Annotated in this window: 10 protein-coding genes, 1 tRNA gene and 3 rRNA genes; 10 read left to right on the top strand and 4 right to left on the bottom strand. The window is 55.7% G+C overall.

All coding sequences use genetic code 11. The features are described from left to right. Nucleotides 1–83: 83 nt before the first annotated feature. Together FGZ14_RS14960 and nagB are read right to left on the bottom strand one after the other, a co-directional pair. Nucleotides 84–737, bottom strand: a complete 654-nt coding sequence (locus FGZ14_RS14960; RefSeq protein WP_139925024.1) for an RNA polymerase sigma-70 factor — start codon at nucleotides 735–737, stop codon at nucleotides 84–86. Between the two features lie 101 nt (nucleotides 738–838). Further along, complete coding sequence (nagB, locus tag FGZ14_RS14955; protein ID WP_139925023.1) at nucleotides 839–2,806, bottom strand: glucosamine-6-phosphate deaminase; 1,968 nt, start codon at nucleotides 2,804–2,806, stop codon at nucleotides 839–841. Nucleotides 2,807–3,095: 289 nt separating this feature from the next. Here nagB and FGZ14_RS14950 point away from each other — a divergent pair, with 289 nt between their 5' ends. After that, nucleotides 3,096–3,464 (top strand): hypothetical protein, encoded by a 369-nt coding sequence (locus FGZ14_RS14950; protein ID WP_139925022.1) that lies wholly within the window; start codon nucleotides 3,096–3,098, stop codon nucleotides 3,462–3,464. Nucleotides 3,465–3,526: 62 nt separating this feature from the next. Here the strand turns inward: FGZ14_RS14950 and FGZ14_RS14945 are convergent. Beyond that, nucleotides 3,527–3,599: transfer RNA gene (locus FGZ14_RS14945), tRNA-Phe, on the bottom strand. Between the two features lie 179 nt (nucleotides 3,600–3,778). On the opposite strand from FGZ14_RS14945, the gene FGZ14_RS14940 reads away from it, so the two are divergent. From FGZ14_RS14940 to rrf, 8 genes are all read left to right on the top strand, one after another. Beyond that, complete coding sequence (locus FGZ14_RS14940; RefSeq protein ID WP_139925021.1) at nucleotides 3,779–5,176, top strand: 4Fe-4S dicluster domain-containing protein; 1,398 nt, start codon at nucleotides 3,779–3,781, stop codon at nucleotides 5,174–5,176. A gap of 112 nt (nucleotides 5,177–5,288) precedes the next feature. Next, a complete protein-coding gene (locus tag FGZ14_RS14935) occupies nucleotides 5,289–6,143 on the top strand; it encodes a (Fe-S)-binding protein (protein WP_139926125.1) in 855 nt (284 codons plus the stop codon). Nucleotides 6,144–6,324: 181 nt separating this feature from the next. Continuing rightward, nucleotides 6,325–6,822 carry a hypothetical protein gene (locus FGZ14_RS14930; RefSeq protein WP_139925020.1) on the top strand — a complete coding sequence of 166 codons (498 nt, stop codon included), beginning with the start codon at nucleotides 6,325–6,327 and terminating at the stop codon, nucleotides 6,820–6,822. 95 nt (nucleotides 6,823–6,917) lie between these two features. After that, nucleotides 6,918–8,849, top strand: coding sequence for an OmpA family protein (locus tag FGZ14_RS14925; protein ID WP_257883242.1), 1,932 nt, complete (start codon nucleotides 6,918–6,920; stop codon nucleotides 8,847–8,849). Between the two features lie 168 nt (nucleotides 8,850–9,017). Continuing rightward, entirely contained in the window at nucleotides 9,018–9,764 is a 747-nt protein-coding gene (locus FGZ14_RS14920; RefSeq protein ID WP_139925018.1) for a DUF4476 domain-containing protein, read from the top strand. A gap of 922 nt (nucleotides 9,765–10,686) precedes the next feature. Further along, nucleotides 10,687–12,201 (top strand): 16S ribosomal RNA (locus tag FGZ14_RS14915). A gap of 232 nt (nucleotides 12,202–12,433) precedes the next feature. After that, nucleotides 12,434–15,339 (top strand): 23S ribosomal RNA (locus FGZ14_RS14910). Nucleotides 15,340–15,428: 89 nt separating this feature from the next. Continuing rightward, nucleotides 15,429–15,540, top strand: a 5S ribosomal RNA gene (gene rrf / locus FGZ14_RS14905). The 16S, 23S and 5S rRNA genes sit together here, the layout of an rRNA operon. Nucleotides 15,541–16,065: 525 nt before the next feature. Here the strand turns inward: rrf and FGZ14_RS14900 are convergent. Further along, nucleotides 16,066–16,542 (bottom strand): DUF4293 family protein, encoded by a 477-nt coding sequence (locus FGZ14_RS14900; RefSeq protein ID WP_139925017.1) that lies wholly within the window; start codon nucleotides 16,540–16,542, stop codon nucleotides 16,066–16,068. A gap of 91 nt (nucleotides 16,543–16,633) precedes the next feature. Between FGZ14_RS14900 and FGZ14_RS14895 the strand changes: the two genes are divergently transcribed. After that, nucleotides 16,634–17,833, top strand: coding sequence for an acetyl-CoA C-acyltransferase (locus FGZ14_RS14895; RefSeq protein WP_139925016.1), 1,200 nt, complete (start codon nucleotides 16,634–16,636; stop codon nucleotides 17,831–17,833). Nucleotides 17,834–18,084 lie beyond the last annotated feature (251 nt).

The following is an 18,084-nucleotide window of genomic DNA, read 5'->3' as shown; positions in this document are numbered from 1 at the left end:
AGACACAGATGCCGGTATATGCCCTTAACCCGGCTCCGGAAACTTACGGGCCCAGGGCTTAGAGCCAGCCGGCAGCGCAGACTCTAGGCTCCGTTTGCCGCTGCCTCCAGCAGAAACGGAAATGCTGCTAACGCAATGCGCAGTATGCGGTTGGCCGCCGAGGCCGAGGCGGAGGAGCGCATCTGCAGGTGTTGCTGCAGCTCCACGCTAATCTTCTTGATGGCGATGCCCATCTGCACCTCAATGGTTTTCACGGAGATACCCATAATTTCGGCTACCTCTTTGTACTTCAGACCGTCCTCCCGAATCAGCCTGAAAATGATTTTGCACTGGGGTGGCAACTTCTCCACGGCCCGCTGAATCTCGGCTTGCAGTTCGGCCGTCAGTAGCTCCCGCTCCGGGGTCATCAGCTCCACCGTCAAGGCCATCGGTACCTCGTCGAGGGATAGGCCAGGCTGATTGCCGGCCTTCTGCAGGTAGTTCAGCGCCTGGTTCTTGACGGCAATGTAAAGGTAGCTGTTCAGGTTGTGCACCTCCACCAGCGCCGCCCGTTTCTGCCACAGCTTCAGAAACACGTCGGAAACGGCCTCTTCCGCCAGCTCCCGCGACCGAACGTAAAGCAGGGCAAACTTAAGCAGCCGGCCGTGGTAGTGGCTGAAGAACCGGGCGAAAGCCTGTCGGTCGTCGGTGGCCATACGGCGCACCAGCTCTTCAATGGCGGGAGAAACGGAATCCATGGAAATATTTTAACTAAAAGTACCGGGCTCCGGCCGGTAAACCAAACGGAGCCCGGTACTGGAGGTTCAGGGCCGAAGCTAGGGGTAGGGGGCTACTGGCTCTACTGGCTTATGTCTTGGTCAATACCCTGGCTGCCAGAAGCCTCCAGCTCAAAATTCCAGCGTACAAAAGCCTCCAGCCCTTCGTACTCGGGCAGGCCCAGCTGGTCGTAGAGGCGGGCCGTAGTGCGGTTGCGCTCCTCGGCCCGTTGCCAGAACTCCCGCTGGTCGGCACCAGGAAACAGGGGCCGGTCTTTCTGCGACTGGTGCTTGAAAATGGCCCGCCGTTTCCGTGTGAGCTCCTGGGGCGAAAGCGGCACGGCCATTTCTATCTGGTCGATGTCCCATTCCTGCCACGCGCCCCGGTACAGCCAGACTCTACAGTCGAGAAGCCATGGGGCCCGAGCCGCCTGAAGCCGCCGAATGGACTCAAAAATGGCAGCCAGGCATACGCGGTGGGTGCCGTGCGGATCAGAAAGGTCGCCGGCCGCATACACCTGGTGCGGCCGAATCTGTTCGAGCAGCTCCATTGTCAGCCGGATGTCTTCTTCCCCCATAGGTTTTTTGCGCACCCGGCCAGTTTCATAGAAAGGGAGGTCCATGAAATGCACCTGCTGGTCGGGGATGCCCGCGTAGCGGCAGGCGCTTTTGGCCTCGCCTCGCCGAATCAGACCCTTAATTTGCTGCACCTCCGCCGAGTCAACCTGGCCCGGGTGTTTGTGGTGCAGAAAATCGGTTACCCGGCGGTACAGGGCTTCGGCAGGCTGCTCATCCAGCCGGAAAGCCTCATCGTACTCGGCCACAAACTCAGCAAACCGAATTACCTCGTCATCAAACACGGCAATGTTCCCCGAGGTCTGGTAGGCTACGTGCACCTCGTGCCCCTGGTCCACGAGGCGCAGCAAGGTGCCGCCCATGGAAATAACGTCGTCGTCGGGGTGGGGCGAGAAAATAAGAACCCGCTTGGGGAAGGGCGCGGCCCGCTCCGGCCGGTCGGTATCATCGGCGTGGGGCTTGCCGCCGGGCCAGCCCGTAATAGTGCGCTGCAGCTGCCGAAACACCCGGATGTTGATGTTGTAGGCCAGCCCCGATTCGGCCAGCAGCGCCGATAGTCCGTTTTCGTTGTACTCCTCGTCTGTGAGCTTCAGAATGGGTTTTTGCAGGGTGCGGGCCAGCCAGGTCACGGCCTTGCGCACGGTGGCCGCATCCTGCCAGTCAAGCGGCCGGCCTACCAGCCATGGGGTCTTTACCCGGGTTAGCTCGGCGCTGGCCGCCGCGTCCAGCACTACCTGCACGGCCTTGTGCTGCTGGAGGTAGGTAGCCGGCACCGAGTCCGACATGTCGCCTTCCACCATCCGCTTCACCACGGCCGCTTTGCCCTCGCCCCAGGCCAGCAGCACAATCTGGCGAGCTTCCAGAATAGTGCCTACCCCCATGGTGAGGGCGCGACGAGGCACGTTTTCCTCCCCATAAAAGTCGGAAGCGGCGTCGGTGCGGGTAATGTGGTCGAGGGTTATCAGGCGGGTGCGCGACGCGGCTCCGGAGCCGGGCTCATTAAACCCGATGTGCCCGGTCCGGCCAATGCCCAGCACCTGCAGCTCAATACCGCCCGCCTCCCGGATTTGCTCCTCGTAGCGCCGGCAGAACTCCGCTACCTGCTCCTGGGCAATGGTGCCATCCGGGATGTGAATGTTTTCGGGCAAGATATCCAGGTGGTCAAATAAGTACTCGTGCATAAAGCGCACGTAGCTCTGCAGCGAGTCGGGCCGCATGGGGTAGTACTCATCCAGATTAAAGCTGATGACGTTGCGGAAGCTGAGGCCTTCCTGCTGGTGCAGGCGCACCAGCTCCTCGTAGAGGCGGGTAGGGGTAGAGCCGGTCGCCAGTCCAAGCACGCACATCTGGCCGGCCGCCGCCTTCCGGCGAATAAGCTCCGCAATCTGGTGGGCTACCGCTACGGAAGCTTGTTCAGAATCGGCGTAAATCCGGGTAGGCAGGCGTTCGGCCCGCAGTTCAGCAGCAGTATCCATAGGGGGCAAAAAGAATGGCTAGGGTAGGGAAGACACCAGAAGGATAGCTATAATCAGGAAAATCCCCTAGCCGCTCCTCTATTTGTTCTATCCCGCCCTCATGCCAACCGGGAAAAAGCTGCCACTCTGTCCCTGCGTACCGGCTCAACACGGGAGCCCGGTGCCCTGGCAAACCACTCCGCACATTCAGCAGTTTGAATGTCACAAACAGAGGGGTTTTGACCTTTCTAGAAGGCTGGTTCGGGTGCACTTTGCAACGCTGAGCTCATCTGTTCAGCCTAGACTGGCTATGTTCTCTTCAACCCCTAAAAACCGCCATTTACTTCAGGTGGGCTTTGTGCAGCTAGACCTGTATCGTTCCTGGGACTACCCCGTCGGCCACACCGAAGCCGCCTTTATTCCTGTCACAGATGTGCGCTACCAGTACCACCTCCCGGCCCAGGATGGCACCCAGCTTTACGCTTACTCTTGGGTGCAGGAGCCAGGCTATCTGCTCAGCACGGCGCGGCATATTTCTGCCTTCGAGCACATTGTAGCCGAAATCGAAACCGATGATCTGCTTAGTCTGCAGTTGCAGGTAGAGCGGTTTTTCCGTCAGCACGGCGGAATAGCTGCTCCGCCTTCCACCCCCAGGCCAGCAGTGATATACTGGAGCTAACATGCTCGATTTTGTCAGAAAAACAAAAAAGCCCTTCCGCATGAAGCAGAAGGGCTTTTTAGTGGTAATGGTTGGAATCGAACCAACGACACCAGCATTTTCAGTGCTGTGCTCTACCAACTGAGCTACATTACCAGCTCTTGGTGTCCCCTAAGCGTTTCAGCCATTGGGGAGCACAAAAGTAGTAAACCATTTTCAACCTGCAAGACGTATCGAAAAAAAATTTTCAGCCGAAAACTAACGCAGGCAAATACTGTAATTTGTTATGCATAACGAGTATATTTCGGCCTAAACCCCAAACCTACCCAATTCCCGTGCACTTTTCTTTTCAAAACATCCTCTTCCTGCTGGTAGCGGTGGCGGGCTTTGGCCTGTTCTTCTGGCAAGCGCGGAAGATTCGGGCCAACATCCTCGTCGGGCGCGACCGGGACATGAGTGGCAATGTGAACGAGCGGCTCTGGAAAACGCTGCTGGTTGCGTTCGGACAGCAGAAAATGTTTAAGCGCCTCACGCCGGCCCTGCTTCACTTGGTAGTGTATATCGGCTTCATTGTCATTAACATTGAAGTCATTGAAATTCTGGTGGATGGCATTTTTGGCACCCACCGCTTTCTGCAGTTTCTCGGCCCGGTATATTCGGCCCTGACGGCCACTAACGAGGTGCTGGGGGCGCTGGTTATACTAGCGGTAGCGGCATTCTGGTGGCGCCGCAACGTGCAGGGGGTGCGCCGCTTTACGGGCCCTGAAATGCGGGCCTGGCCCCGTCTGGATGCCAACGTCATCCTCTACATCGAGGTCATCCTGATGGTGGCCTTATTCACTATGAACGCCGCCGACCTGAAGCTGCACGGGGCTGATTTGCCGGGTGCTTTCCCCATCAGTCAGTTCCTGACGGGGCTGCTGCCCGACAGTCCGGCGGCTCTACACGTACTGGAGCGCATTGGGTGGTGGGCCCACATCGTAGGTATTCTGCTTTTCCTGAACTACCTGCCCAGCTCCAAGCACTTCCACATCATTCTGGCCTTCCCGAACGTGTACTTCTCGCGTCTCGTGCCGCAGGGGCAGTTCTCCAACGTGGAAAGCATCACCCATGAGGTGAAAGCCATGATGGACCCCAGCTACCAGGTACCTGCGCCAGCTACCGCGCCCGATGGTTCGGCCGCGGCGCCTACCCCCTTCGGCGCCAAAGACGTGGACGACCTGGCCTGGACCAACCTGCTTAATGCCTACTCCTGCACTGAGTGCGGCCGCTGCACCTCGGTTTGTCCGGCCAACCTCACCGGCAAGCTGCTCTCGCCCCGCAAAATCATGATGGATACCCGGGACAGGATGGAGGAGAAGTACAACTCACCCCTGGTTTTCAGCCCCAATCTGTATGGCAAAGAAGCCAAGCACAGCCAGCAGGAGCAGCTCGACAAAGAAAACCACACCCTGCTGCGGGGCTATGTAACGCCCGAGGAACTGTGGGCCTGCACCACTTGCAATGCCTGCGTAGAGGCCTGCCCGGTTAACATCAACCCCTTGGAAAGCATTGTGGAAATGCGCCGCTTCCTGGTGCTGGAAGAGTCGGCTGCGCCGAACTCGCTCAATGTGATGTTCAGCAATATCGAAAACAACGGCGCGCCCTGGGCCTTCTCGCCCTCCGACCGCTTCAACTGGGCCGATGATCTGTTTGTAACCGAAAAGAGCCCATCCGTAGCTAAGCAGGCGTAGGCGGCTTCTTCTGCTGCCGCCCCGCCGGGCTTTCCTCCCACTTTCAACTGACAAGCGTCACCTGATAATAATGGCTGAGCAAACCGCTAAGCGTCAAATTAACGTCCCGATGATGGCCGACCTGGCTGCCCGGGGCGAAACTCCGGAAGTGCTGTTCTGGGTAGGCTGCGCCGGCGCCTTCGATGATCGGTACAAGCGCGTTACCCGGGCTTTCGTGCGCATTCTGGAGCACGTAGGGGTTAACTATGCCGTGCTGGGCATGGAGGAGACCTGCACCGGTGACCCGGCCAAGCGCGCCGGCAACGAGTTTCTGTTCCAGATGCAGGCCATGCAGAACATTACCACCCTCAATGGCTACGGCATTAAGAAAGTGGTAACGGCCTGCCCGCACTGCTTCAACACCATCAAAAATGAGTACCCCGCCCTGGGCGGCGAGTACGAAGTAATTCACCACAGCACGTTCCTGCAGCAACTGATTAACGAAGGCAAGGTGACGGCCGAAGGGGGCGAGTCGTTCAAGGGGCGCCGCATCACCTTCCACGACTCCTGCTACCTGGGCCGGGCCAATAACATTTACGAGGCCCCACGCGCCGTGCTGGAAGTGCTGGATGCTGACTTGCTGGAAATGAAGCGCTGCAAAACCAACGGCCTCTGCTGCGGGGCCGGCGGGGCCCAGATGTGGAAGGAGCCGGAGCCGGGCAAGAAAGACATCAACATTGAGCGGACCGAAGAAGCCTTGGCTACCCTCGATGGCAATGCCGAGGTCCTGCAGAATCTGAACGGGGTGGAAAGCAATGCCCCCGCTTTGCCCGCCGGCTCCAACCATGGCGGTAGCGTTATTGCCGTGGCCTGCCCCTTCTGCATGACGATGATGGCCGATGGTGTAAAGAACAAAGAGCGGGAGCAGGATGTACAGGTATTTGACCTGGCCGAGCTCATCGCTTCCGCTGAGGGACTTACAGCCTAGTTCCTACCCTCAAAAGTAACCGCAAGTGCAGCCCCGCCGGAACTTCCGGGCGGGGCTGTTTCTTTGTTGAACAGGTGACCTGCTTAGGTAGTTATTGAGCGGATAGTTGCCGGCCAGCCAGACTGAGCTTGCCCACCTTCTTTTTCGCGTTCCAAATTCTCATCCGTAAAATCTGCGGCTCATGTACGTTCCCTTTGCCCAACTGCCTGCCTCGGCCCGCCTCTGGATTTACCAAGCTGAACGGCCCTTCACGGAGTCGGAAATAGCGGCCCTGCAGCCGGCTCTGCACCAGTTTGCCACCGAGTGGACCAGCCATGGTCGTACCCTGGCCGCGTCCGCTGAAGTGCGGTACCAGCAGTTCTTGGTTATCGGCCTTGATGAAGCCGTAGCCGATGCCAGTGGCTGCTCCATTGATGCCTCCGTACGCTTCGTGCGCAGCCTGGAAGAGCAGTTTCAGGTGCAGCTACTGGAAAAAGCCAAGCTGGCTTTCCTGCTTGACCACCGCGTTCAGCTTCTTGACCGCCGCGAGTTGCGCTCAGTTGTTGCCAGCGGCACGCTTCTGCCCGAAACTCCGTACTTCGACAACACCATTGCTACCGTTGGGCAATTGCGTACGGCATGGCCGGCACCGGCCGCAGCTACCTGGCTGGGGCGCTACTTCCAGGCCATAGTCCGCTAAGCTGGAAATTCGCTGAGCGGTTGTATCTTGATATACTTCCTTCCAAAATGTTCGTTATGCATTTTGGTTCTGTACGCATCCTACCCCTGTACTTCATGAAAACCTATATTCTACTAGGTGCCATAGCCGGTTCGGCGGCATTGCTCAGTGGCTGTGCTACCTCCGGTAGTATGAGCAAGGCCGATAAGCGCTTTGCTCAGGGCGAGTATGAAACGGCTATTGCGTTATATAAAAAGGAAGTAGCCAAGGGGCGTAACGTAGCACAGTATAATTACCGCATTGCAGAGTCGTACCGGCTTTCCAACCGCCTGGAAATGGCCGAGCCTTACTATAAAGCGGCCCTCGATGGCAAGGCCAAAGCCCCCGACGCGGGTTTCCGCTATGCTCAGGCATTGCGGGCAGCAGGTAAACCCGAGGAAGCAGCTACCCAGTTTGAAGCCTACGTTCAGACGGGCAGCAACCGCACCCTGGCCGAGCAGGCCGAGGTGGCAGCCCGCACCGCCCGGGCCTCTACCGCGCTGCTTGCCCTGCGCACCAACGATGAGGTCTTGCCCCTGGACCAGATTAATACGCCGGCCGCCGAGTTCAGCGCCACCCGAATGCCGGAAACCAGAGAACTGGTATTTGCTTCGGGCCGCGAAGGAAAGGTCTTTCAAGGCAACGGGGAGGGGTTCAATGACCTCTATGCCATCAAATTTGAGGATGAGCAGAAGCTGACCGGTGGTACCGTCCGGAAACTGGAGCCCATCTTCAACTCCGATAACCGCCACGAAGCCAGTGCTACCTACTCGCCCGATGGCAAGATGATGGTATTCGCCCGCTCCAACGACGGCTCCAAAAAAGGCTACCTGAGCGTGGATCTGTGGGTGTCTTACTTCCGCAACAACGCCTGGACCGAGCCGGAAATCCTGCGCGGAGTAAACAGCAGCACCGCCGATGAGTTTTCCCCGGTATTCTCCCCCGACGGGCAGACGCTTTATTTCACCTCTACCCGCAAAGGCGGCTTTGGTGGTAACGACCTCTACAAGTCCACCCTGGAGGGCCCCGGCCGCTTCTCTACTCCTGAGAACCTGGGCGACCAAATCAATACCCCCGGCAACGAAAACTTCCCGGCTATTGCCCCCGATGGTACCCTCTACTTTTCCTCCGATGGGCACCCGGGTCTGGGGAAGCTCGACATCTTTAAGGTGCAGAAAGGAAAGGTGGTCAACCTGGGAGCACCTATCAACAGCTCCGGCGACGACTTCGCGCCCTTCTTCACTAGCCCGCGGGTAGGGGTGTTTGCCTCCAACCGTGCCGGCGGCAAAGGTTCCGACGACCTTTACCTATTCCGGGAGCGTCCTTATAAGTACGTCACGTTTTTCGTCGATGGCACCTTAGTAGAGCGCAACGACCAAACCGGCCAGTCAACTGCAGTTCCCAACGAAACAGTTACTCTATATAGTAATAGCGGGCAGAAGCTTCAGGAAGTAACCTCCGGCCCCGATGGTAAATTCAGCATGAAGCTGGATACTGCCACGGCCTCGTACTCCCTTACAGCAAACCGCTCCGGTTATTTCACGGCCCGCAATAGCGTAAGCACCATTGGCCGGCGGCCTGCTCAGGACGCCCTGCCTGATCTGATGAATGAAGTAAGGGTGCCCGTAACGCTCACACTCACCAGAATTGTGAAGAACAAAGCCATTGTCGTTGATAACATCTTCTACGATTACAACAAGGCCAATATCCGGCCCGATGCCGCTGTCGAGCTCGACAAACTCGTTCAAACCCTCAACGACAATCCTCGAATCACCATCGAGCTAAGCTCCCACACCGACTCCCGCGGCAAAGACGCCTACAACATGGCCCTTTCCCAGCGTCGTGCTGAGTCGGCTGTTGCCTACATTGTATCGAAAGGCATCGATAAATCCCGGATAACAGCCAAAGGCTACGGCGAGTCCCGCCCCGTTATTAAAGGAGCCAAAACAGAAGAAGATTACCAGCGCAACCGCCGCACCGAATTCAAGGTCACCCGGATTGCCGAGTAAAAGCCACCCTGCAAACCAAAAAGCCCGGATTGCTCTAGCAGTCCGGGCTTTTTGCTGCCCTGAAACCCCGCTGTGTCCCACTCACCCAGGCAAGCTAAACTGACTTGGCACAATCCTTGGCTTTAGCCTGCCTAGCTCCACTATTCCCACCTCTTCTCCCTGTTTAGTATGAAAAAGACGTTACTCCTATATGTTGGGCTACTCCTGTTGTTCGCCGCTCAGGTAGTAAGGGCAGCCCCCGCTAACGCTACCTTCACAGCTGAAAGAGGGGTAGTATTTCAGCTGATATTTGACGGACGAGCCCTGACCCAGGCCGGCACCCGACAAGTCCGCCTCGATCGTATCGCGCCAGGTTACCATCAGGCCGAGTTCTTTATCCCCACCAGGTACGGTCGCAGTATCAATTACCGCACCCGCGTTTTTCTTGACGAAGGCCTGGAAAGCACTTTCGTATTAGTTACCCGTAGCGGCTACCCCCCTGTGCTGCGGAAAGTGTCGGCCCTGCCCATTCCTCGCCGTGGCCCCGGCAATGGCCCACGCCCACCGTATCCGCCTACCCTGCCTCCCGCCCCTGACTATGACGATGAGCCGGCTTATCCTGAGTCCTACCCCGGTCGTGCCTATGTAATGGCCCCACAGGAAGTAGCGGCCCTGTTTGATGCTGTCCAGCGCCAGCCCTTCGACGATAATAAGCTTACTATTATCCGCGCTGCATTGCAGGATGTAACTATTCCCGCCGATGACGCCCGCCGGTTTGTTGCTACCCTCGCCTTCGACCGTAACCGGATAGAACTGGCTAAGTACATGTACAGCCGTGTAGCCGATCCACAAAACTTCTATCAGGTGTACGATGCCCTCCAGTATCCGTCAAGCATCCGCGAGGTTCAACAATATGTAGAGTCATTCCGCCGTTAAAACCGCTGTTTCCATCCTAATAGAATGCTCTTGCTAACCCAAGAGCATTTTTTTTGATCATCATTGAACGATTATTTATCAGCTAACTGTTTGCCAAACTGACGTCTAAGCGAGACGCCTCAGAAAATCCAGCGGCCTTGAACGAAAAAAGGCGGGGCTGGGTTTGGAAATACGGGGTAAGCCCTGCACTTTTGCACTCCCAAACCGAAACGCGGTAGGGGCGGCGGAAGCAGACGCGGTGCGCTTCTTTCCCGATCAAGCAGCTGGCATCTGGCCCAGGCCCTTTTCTCGAAGAAAACACGCAAAAAGTTTTTTTCGATTCAGGCTTGCGAAAGTGAAACGGGTGGTGTTACCTTTGCACCCCGATTCAGCCGGAAGCGGGCGAGAGCAGCAAAAAAACTTTTCACTTTTCCTTGCAAAAGCCAACTAGTGGGTGCTACCTTTGCAGCCCGGTTCGGCGCCCGAAACGGCCCGCTACGGGATGTGAGCCGCGAAAAACGAGAAAAAGTTTTTCAGCGGTGAACTTGGAAAAAGGAAAACAAGTTGTACCTTTGCAATCCGCTTCAACCGGAAGCGCTTGGCAAGCACGATAAGCAAAACACTTCGAAAAAAGTTTTTTGCTTCGGGCTTGCAGAAAGAAAAAAAGGAGTTACCTTTGCAACCCGCTTCGACTGGAAGCGCGGAAAGCGAAACAAACTAGCTGCTTAAGCGAAGCGGCACACGGTCAGAAACAGCGGTTTTTGGCACACGTTCTTTGAATGACTGGAAAAGACAAAAATGGGTAAGCTGCTCGGCTTACGATTCGTAAACGGAGCAGGTTATTGCAAGCGTAGAAACGGATGAGCCCACAAAGCTTGTCAAGGAATACGAGTCGGATCAGCACTTGACATCAGCTTCCCTTCGGGGTTGCGTAGTACTTTATACAATGGAGAGTTTGATCCTGGCTCAGGATGAACGCTAGCGGCAGGCCTAATACATGCAAGTCGAACGGGTGGTCGCAAGACCACTAGTGGCGCACGGGTGCGTAACGCGTAACCAACCTGCCCCGATCTGGGGGATAGCCCGCCGAAAGGCGGATTAATACCGCATATACCCGCAGCCTGGCATCAGGCAACGGGGAAAGATTTATTGGATCGGGATGGGGTTGCGTGACATTAGCTAGTTGGCGGGGTAACGGCCCACCAAGGCGACGATGTCTAGGGGACCTGAGAGGGTGATCCCCCACACTGGCACTGAGATACGGGCCAGACTCCTACGGGAGGCAGCAGTAGGGAATATTGGGCAATGGGCGAGAGCCTGACCCAGCCATGCCGCGTGCCGGATGAAGGCCTTCTGGGTTGTAAACGGCTTTTCTCAGGGAAGAAAAAGACCTTGCGAGGTACACTGACGGTACCTGAGGAATAAGCACCGGCTAACTCCGTGCCAGCAGCCGCGGTAATACGGAGGGTGCAAGCGTTGTCCGGATTTATTGGGTTTAAAGGGTGCGTAGGCGGCTTGTTAAGTCCGGGGTGAAAGCCCACTGCTCAACAGTGGAACTGCCCTGGATACTGGCAAGCTTGAGTCCAGACGAGGTTGGCGGAATGGATGGTGTAGCGGTGAAATGCATAGATACCATCCAGAACCCCGATTGCGAAGGCAGCTGACTAGGCTGGTACTGACGCTGAGGCACGAAAGCGTGGGGAGCGAACAGGATTAGATACCCTGGTAGTCCACGCCGTAAACGATGGATACTCGCTGGTGGCGATAGACAGTCACTGGCTTAGGGAAACCGGTAAGTATCCCACCTGGGGAGTACGCTCGCAAGAGTGAAACTCAAAGGAATTGACGGGGGCCCGCACAAGTGGTGGAGCATGTGGTTTAATTCGATGATACGCGAGGAACCTTACCTAGGCTAGAATGCGCGTGACCGGCTCAGAGATGAGCCTTTCCTTCGGGACACAAAGCAAGGTGCTGCATGGCCGTCGTCAGCTCGTGCCGTGAGGTGTTGGGTTAAGTCCCGCAACGAGCGCAACCCCTATGTTTAGTTGCCATCAGGTGATGCTGGGGACTCTAAACAGACTGCCTGCGCAAGCAGTGAGGAAGGCGGGGACGACGTCAGGTCATCATGGCCCTTACGCCTAGGGCTACACACGTGCTACAATGGGCGGTACAGAGGGTCGCTACCTGGTGACAGGATGCCAATCTCAAAAAACCGTTCTCAGTTCGGATTGAAGTCTGCAACTCGACTTCATGAAGCTGGAATCACTAGTAATCGCGTATCAGCCATGACGCGGTGAATACGTTCCCGGGCCTTGTACACACCGCCCGTCAAGCCATGGAAGTTTGGTAGACCTGAAGCTGGTGCTCGTCACAGAAGCCAGTTAGGGTAGAACAAGTAACTGGGGCTAAGTCGTAACAAGGTAGCCGTACCGGAAGGTGCGGCTGGATCACCTCCTTTCTGGAGCTCGTTCCGACTCGCCTTGACGCACAAGAGCTGCGACAGGGCTCTTCGTTTCGCCCGCTTGTAATAGTACCCTTGTTGTCTTTTCCTTCATTCTCACGATCATCCAATAGGGGTGGTACACGTTCTTTGACATAGAGGAAAACAGAGTAAGAAAAAGAAAGTGTGATTACCTAGTTGTAGTCACCCTGAGCTCGACTGCTCTTTCGCAAGAAAGGGTTAGTCACTACGAGAAGTAGATAAGGGCACACGGGGGATGCCTAGGCTCTCAGAGGCGATGAAGGACGTGATAAGCTGCGATAAGGCCAGGGGATGGGCACATACCACGTGATCCTGGCATTTCCGAATGGGGCAACCCCCTATCTTGAAGAGGTAGGATCTACTGACTTTGTTTAGTAGAGGCAAACCCGGGGAACTGAAACATCTAAGTACCCGGAGGAACAGAAAATAACATATGATTCCCCAAGTAGTGGCGAGCGAACGGGGAGGAGCCCAAACCGGGTTGGTTACGGCCAACGCGGGGTTGTAGGACCTCAACATCTGATTGAGTAATCTTAGTTGAATGGCATGGGAAGGCCAACCAGAGACGGTGAGAGTCCGGTAGACGAACTGATTATTCACGGTAGAGGATTCCTGAGTAGGGCGGGGCCGGAGAAACCCCGTCTGAATCCAGCGGCACCATCCGCTAAGGCTACATACTCCTGAGAGACCGATAGTGAACTAGTACCGTGAGGGAAAGGTGAAAAGAACCGGGAATACCGGAGTGAAAAGAACCTGAAACCGTGTGCTTACAAGCAGTTAGAGGGCTTTTGTGGCCTGATAGCGTGCCTTTTGCATAATGAGCCTACGAGTTACTCCTCTCTGGCAAGGTTAAGAACTTGAAAGTTCGGAGCCGCAGCGAAAGCGAGTCTGAATAGGGCGCAGAGTCAGAGGGGGTAGACGCGAAACTTTGTGATCTACCCTTGGGCAGGTTGAAGGTTGGGTAACACCAACTGGAGGACCGAACCAGTTTCCGTTGAAAAGGATTTGGATGACCTGAGGGTAGGGGTGAAAGGCCAATCAAACTGAGAAATAGCTCGTACTCCCCGAAATGTATTTAGGTACAGCGTCGAGGTGGAGTCAGCGGGAGGTAGAGCTACCGATAGGACTAGGGGGTGTCACAGCCTACCGAATCCTGACGAACTCCGAATGCCCGTTGATATACTCGGCAGTGAGGCGTGGGGTGCTAAGGTCCCATGCCGAGAGGGAAAGAACCCAGACCATCCGCTAAGGTCCCTAAATTCGGACTAAGTTGAACAAAGGAGGTCCACTTGCTTTGACAGCCAGGAGGTTGGCTTGGAAGCAGCCATTCCTTTAAAGAGTGCGTAACAGCTCACTGGTCGAGCGAGAGGGCATCGATAATACGCGGGCATCAAGTCCGGTACCGAAGCGATGGATTTAGCTTTAAGCTAAGTGGTAGGGGAGCATTCTGGTCAGCGGTGAAGGTGCGTCGTCAGGCGAGCTGGAGCGGCCAGAAAAGCAAATGTAGGCATGAGTAACGATAAAGGGGGTGAGAAACCCCCTCGCCGATAGACTAAGGTTTCCTGCTCAACGCTAATCGGAGCAGGGTTAGTCGGGACCTAAGGCTAAGCCGAGAGGCTACGTCGATGGACAGCGGGTTGATATTCCCGCACTTATTCTTTGGAGTGATGCAGTGACGCAGAAGTGAAAGTACCGCGAGCGGACGGAAGTGCTCGTTAAAGGGTGTAGGTATAGAGTGGGTAGTCAAGTACGCCTGCTTTGCTGAAACCTGATAGTACCTGGCGGCCTCGGCCAACGGGATAGTGTACCTAATCAGACTGCCAAGAAAACCTGCTAAGCGTTTACTGAAGAATAACCCGTACCGCAAACCGACACAGGTAGTCAAGGAGAGCATCCTGAGGCGCTCGAGTGAATCACGGCCAAGGAACTCGGCAAAATGGTCCTGTAACTTCGGGAGAAGGGACGCTTCCTCACAGCAATGTGAGAAGCCGCAGTGAAAAGGCCCAGGCGACTGTTTAACAAAAACACATGGCTTTGCGAACGCGTAAGCGGAAGTATAAGGCCTGACACCTGCCCGGTGCCGGAAGGTTAAGAGGGGAACTTAGCGCAAGCGAAGGTTTGAATCGAAGCCCCGGTAAACGGCGGCCGTAACTATAACGGTCCTAAGGTAGCGAAATTCCTTGTCGGGTAAGTTCCGACCTGCACGAATGGTGTAACGATCTGGGCGCTGTCTCAGCCGTGAGCTCGGTGAAATTGTAGTCTCGGTGAAGATGCCGAGTACCCGCCACGGGACGGAAAGACCCCGTGCACCTTTACTATAGGTTGACATTGATGCTGGACAACACATGTGTAGGATAGGTGGGAGGCTGTGAACCCGGGCCGCCAGGTCTGGGGGAGCCAACGTTGAAATACCACCCTTGTGTTGTTTGGCACCTAATCTGGAAACGGAAACAGTGTCTGCTGGGTAGTTTGACTGGGGTGGTCGCCTCCAAAAAAGTATCGGAGGCTTTCAAAGGTCCGCTCAGTACGCTTGGTAACCGTACGCAGAGCGCAATAGCAGAAGCGGGCTTGACTGTGAGGCCTACAAGCCGAGCAGGGTCGAAAGACGGATATAGTGATCCGGTGGTTCCGCATGGAAGGGCCATCGCTCAAAGGATAAAAGGTACGCCGGGGATAACAGGCTGATCTCCCCCAAGAGCTCATATCGACGGGGAGGTTTGGCACCTCGATGTCGGCTCGTCACGTCCTGGGGCTGGAGAAGGTCCCAAGGGTTCGGCTGTTCGCCGATTAAAGTGGCACGCGAGCTGGGTTCAGAACGTCGTGAGACAGTTCGGTCCCTATCTGTGGTGGGCGTAGGATATTTGACAGGACCTGACTTTAGTACGAGAGGACCGAGTTGGACCAGCCGCTCGTGCACCGGTTGTGACGCCAGTTGCAGCGCCGGGTAGCGACGCTGGGATGAGATAAGCGCTGAAAGCATCTAAGTGCGAAACTCACCTGAAGATGAGATATCCGATATATAAGAGTCGTCGGAGACCACGACGTTGATAGGCCCTAGGTGTAGAGCGCGAAATCGCACAGCCGAGGGGTACTAAGGACTCGAACACTTCTGTAGCATACCAGCTCTAACCCTTTCTTTTTCCTACTCTGCCTCTATGTTAAGATACTGGGCTCGTCTGCGCAAGCAGAAGAGACCTTATGATAATGGTGGCTTTAGCCCGGGTGTTCACCTCTTCCCATTCCGAACAGAGTCGTTAAGCCCCGGAGCGCCTATGGTACTGCCTTCACCGGCGGGAGAGTCGGTCGCCGCCAACCTTATCTTGCCCTGCCCCCCGCGACCTCGTGCTGCGGGGGGCAGTCGGCATTTATACCCAGTCCCTACGCGGACGAGGCCGCCTGCGCGCACAGGCAAATGGGCCGGATGGCGGGGAAGATGGCCCGAAGTAATGGCACCCGCACCTACCGCCCGTCATCGGGCTAGGGGAATCAGCTTACAAGAGTATAGGCCCATTGACCTCCCACGATCTAGTGGATGAGACTGAACCTTATAAGACTCATGTAGAGTCACAAGGAGTGGCTTGGCACTTATATAATGTAAGATGAGGCTTTGCTGCTCCTATATGCCATCAGCAGCTATGGCTTATCTGTTACTAAGGACAGACGAAGTAGGTTGTGGTATAAGATTGCCTTAATCATAGGCTGCTCTTATGTTGTTTGCAGCGAGCTTGTTTAGATTCTCAAGAATACTGAATGAATAAGAGGGTTTTCTCCAACACCGGATCATAAAAAAGGCCAGCTCTGTTAATAGAGCTGGCCTTTTTTATGATCCGGTGTTGGAAGCTAGCGTAGCCGGTCCATGCTGCGAACCAACTGCTCATCGCGGCGGATAAACCGGCTGGCCAAAAGATTAAGCAGCAAGGCGAGGGTTGGTAGATAATACCCGGCTTCGAAGTGGCCAAGCATTTTAACGTTGAGCATCCGTTCACCGATACTAGAGTAGTAAAACCCTGCACCTAGTGTGCCAATGATCAACAGTAAGTTAAGAGCACCCAGCTTAAGCTGAGTAAAGCGGTTACGGTACTGGAAAATCTCTAGTAAGGCTAGAGCCGCTGAAGCAGCTGCCAGTGCGGCAATCGGCCAAGTACTTGTTGATGGGGGGCTAGTCGCAGCAGGGGTAGTATAGCTCAGTTTGGTAGCTGTCATGACCAATGTTTGCTGACTGAAAGGGTCGGTTTTGCTCCAAATAGGCAGAAACAAAACGCTTAGCATCGCAAGGGCGAGCAGCAGGAGGAATACGCTTTGGATTCTTTGTATCATCTTTGTGTTTTGATGGTTCGGCTTACAAGCTAATGGTCTAGACGACTGGCAAAAGTAGCCAACTACAACCGGAATAATCGCATTTAACGCAATGCCCACTGCATACATCGTGGACGCCGTCCGCACCCCAATTGGTAAATTTGGCGGGGCTCTGAGTAGTGTCCGCCCTGATGATATGGCTGCTCACGTGCTACGGGAGCTGATCCGCCGTAACCCCTCCCTAGATAAGAGCGCTATTGAAGATGTCCTGATTGGAGCAGCCAACCAGGCCGGCGAAGATAACCGCAACGTAGCCCGCATGGCGGCCCTGCTGGCGGGCTTGCCTATCACGGTGCCAGGAGTTACTCTAAACCGCCTGTGTGCATCGGGATTACAAAGCATTATGGATGCCGCCAGGGCCATTAAGGCTAATGAGGGTGACGTGTACCTAGCTGGCGGTGCCGAAAGCATGACGCGGGCTCCATTCGTGATGGCCAAATCATCGACGGCTTTTGCGCGCGACTTCATGGCTCACGATACTACATTAGGTTGGCGATTCGTGAATCCTAAGCTGGCCAAGATGCACCATCCTTATGCCATGGGGGAAACCGCGGAAAATGTAGCGCGCCGCTATGGTATCAGTCGTGAAGAGCAGGACCAGTTTGCCTTCGATTCGCAGCGCAAATACCAGCGTGCTTTCGAGAAAGGCCGCTTCCGGCGGGAAATAGCTCCCGTTTTCATTCCACAACCGAAAGGTGATACGGCCCTATTTGACCAAGATGAACCCCCGCGGCTTTCGAGCCTGGAGAAGTTGGCTACATTAAAACCCGCGTTTCAGGTGGATGGAACGGTTACGGCAGGTAACTCAGCGGGGATTAATGACGGTGCGGCTGCGGTATTGCTGGTGGGAGAAGATGCTTTGCAGCGGTATAACCTGAAGCCCATGGCGCGGGTAGTAGCCTCGGCCGTGGCGGGTGTGGACCCGGCTTATATGGGCCTGGGACCAGTGCCAGCAACGCAAAAAGTATTGCAGCGGGCCGGGCTTACGCTCAACGATATGGACCTGATTGAGCTGAATGAGGCATTTGCAGCACAAAGCATTGCCTGTATCCGCGACCTGGATCTGGACCCCAGCAGAGTAAACGTGAACGGCGGCTCTATCGCCATTGGCCACCCTCTGGGCGCGAGCGGCTCGCGCATCACGGCTACGCTGCTGCATGAGATGCAACGGCGTGACAACGTGCGCTATGGGCTTGCTACCATGTGCGTGGGGGTAGGCCAGGGAGCGGCTGTTATCTACGAAAAGATATAAAGCAGGCAGGGCTGAGGTGAGTTATGTAGTAAACCGTCTCAGCCCTGCCTTCTGATACTACCTGCTTTTCCAGCTTCAACGCTTAAGCTCCCGACGGCTAGGAAGGACTTAGTTGCAGCGGCTGCGGCCAACAACCGACCCGTTTTGGGAGTACCTGCCAAGACGTTTTAATCTGTGAATAGGCAGACCAATGCAATTTGTTTCCCGATGCAGATTGCAGGTGCGGCCCAATACCTCAGCCCTGCTGTTGT

The organism is Hymenobacter sp. DG01 (assembly GCF_006352025.1).
GTDB lineage: Bacteria > Bacteroidota > Bacteroidia > Cytophagales > Hymenobacteraceae > Hymenobacter.
Note: the sequence above shows the minus strand (reverse complement) of the source record. Positions and strands in the feature narration are given on the sequence as shown.

Coding starts and splice junctions, on each gene's coding strand:
- nagB (WP_139925023.1), bottom strand. CDS start 2,806: ATGGATACTGCTGCTGAACTGCGGGCCGAACGCCTGCCTACCCGGATT.
- FGZ14_RS14930 (WP_139925020.1), top strand. CDS start 6,325: ATGTACGTTCCCTTTGCCCAACTGCCTGCCTCGGCCCGCCTCTGGATT.
- FGZ14_RS14925 (WP_257883242.1), top strand. CDS start 6,918: ATGAAAACCTATATTCTACTAGGTGCCATAGCCGGTTCGGCGGCATTG.
- FGZ14_RS14920 (WP_139925018.1), top strand. CDS start 9,018: ATGAAAAAGACGTTACTCCTATATGTTGGGCTACTCCTGTTGTTCGCC.
- FGZ14_RS14950 (WP_139925022.1), top strand. CDS start 3,096: ATGTTCTCTTCAACCCCTAAAAACCGCCATTTACTTCAGGTGGGCTTT.
- FGZ14_RS14895 (WP_139925016.1), top strand. CDS start 16,634: ATGCCCACTGCATACATCGTGGACGCCGTCCGCACCCCAATTGGTAAA.
- FGZ14_RS14935 (WP_139926125.1), top strand. CDS start 5,289: ATGGCCGACCTGGCTGCCCGGGGCGAAACTCCGGAAGTGCTGTTCTGG.
- FGZ14_RS14900 (WP_139925017.1), bottom strand. CDS start 16,542: ATGATACAAAGAATCCAAAGCGTATTCCTCCTGCTGCTCGCCCTTGCG.
- FGZ14_RS14960 (WP_139925024.1), bottom strand. CDS start 737: ATGGATTCCGTTTCTCCCGCCATTGAAGAGCTGGTGCGCCGTATGGCC.